The sequence below is a fragment of the Mesotoga sp. HF07.pep.5.2.highcov genome (assembly GCF_003666285.1).
GTDB classification, from domain to species: domain Bacteria; phylum Thermotogota; class Thermotogae; order Petrotogales; family Kosmotogaceae; genus Mesotoga; species Mesotoga prima.
This window is the reverse complement of the sequence record NZ_JFHJ01000476.1, coordinates 1-1,502: the sequence shown is the minus strand read 5'-3', so window position 1 is coordinate 1,502 and position 1,502 is coordinate 1. Positions and strand designations below refer to the sequence as shown.

The 1,502-nt window shown below is 40.9% G+C and carries 2 protein-coding genes; both read left to right on the top strand.

The features are described 5' to 3' along the window. The first annotated feature begins 225 nt into the window (after positions 1-225). The gene (locus BG32_RS09955; RefSeq protein ID WP_006492703.1) at positions 226-429 is read left to right on the top strand and encodes a hypothetical protein; all 204 of its coding nucleotides are present in this window, start codon (positions 226-228) and stop codon (positions 427-429) included. Positions 430-897: 468 nt separating this feature from the next. Beyond that, a partial coding sequence (locus tag BG32_RS09950; protein ID WP_147434932.1) for an ABC transporter substrate-binding protein occupies positions 898-1,502 on the top strand: 605 nt, incomplete at its 3' end.

Genomic DNA, 1,502 nt, shown 5'->3' with positions numbered 1-1,502 from the left:
TCGAAAAACACATCCCGAAAGTGCAATGACCAAAACCAAACATAAGATTAGTAATAAAGACGACAGCCTTCTGTGCATTAGATCACCCCCGTTTTTTCATCCTCATAATAAACATTGTATAACGGATACAAAGAATATTACAAACTACCAAACTCAGATGGTGGGTATTGCAATTTTCTCGCGTTGTGATAACATAATTGACGACTACAGAATGGTGGTGATCTGGTGGAGGATGGGTATTGCATCAATTATCATGAGTGTCCAGTTGTAAGGGCTTACGAAAATGGAAAGATCAACAGGGAATGGATCGAGATGTACTGTGAAAAGGATTGGACAGAATGTGCTAGATTTCGCCTAGATGATTTACTATCGGTCTCGACGGATTTTGTCCTTCCAGACGGCAGTATTGAAGAGAGACTAAGCAAGTAAAAATGAATGATAGCTTACATAAGGTGTCCTTGAGATAAAACTAAGAACTAATGACAACTGTCACTGTCTCTCTTCGCTGAGCGACACTCGACAAGAAGCGCCAGCAAGACTTGTTCTCAATAAGATGGAGATAGTTTTCATAAAAAAATAATAATAATAAAAGTTCATCACAGCAACCATATATCATTTCCATTTTCAAAAGGAATTGTATTTTGAATAAGATGGCAATCAGCTTCTACGTATGAGTCAAAAAGCAGAATTGTTTTATTGAAAAATTGTGATGTTTCTTCTTTTAAGTCTGATTCCTTACTAAGTCATTGATTTCTGTTGAACTAACTTCAGGTTACAAGAGTCAAACCATATAATGTGTGTATTTTCGGATGAATGTGTGGATTTTCAGACCACTTAAGCGGTCTAAGGGAGATGTTTACTGAAAAGCGAATCTACATTGAAAAGGGGGTATTTTTGATGAAGAAGCTTTTGGTAACAGTCCTAGTTGTTCTCTCCACCGCATTGATCTCTAGCACTGTTTCGGTTATTGGTCCCTGGTCTGGCGTTGAGATGGACGCTTTCCTTCCAGTCCTCGAAGAATTCAAGGCAAAGACAGGCATTGATTACACCTACCAGACATACAGGGCAGAAGACCTGGCAAATGTTCTGCCGGCACAGTTTTCTGCAAAGAAGGCACCAGCAGACGTGATCTTCATGTGGTCGAACTTCATTACAAGCAACACACAACACGTGGTTGATTTATCTGATGTGATTGATACCGATGCGTATATTCCGGGTGCACTCGACAATGTCAAGACTTCAGACGGGAGAGTCTTCGGGATTTCTTACACCGCAAAAGTCAAACCGGGGTTCTGGTACAGGAAATCCTTCTTTGAAAGCCATGGTTTGAAGGCACCTACTACATGGGATGAATTTGTTGCTCTCCTTGAAAAAATCGAGACTATACCAGGAGTGAAGGACGCTATTGCAAGCGGCAATGGAGTAGGGTGGCCTCTTTCAGATGTCACCGAACACTTCCTAATTACCTTTGGTGGCCCCGAACTCCAGAAGGACCTAATCGA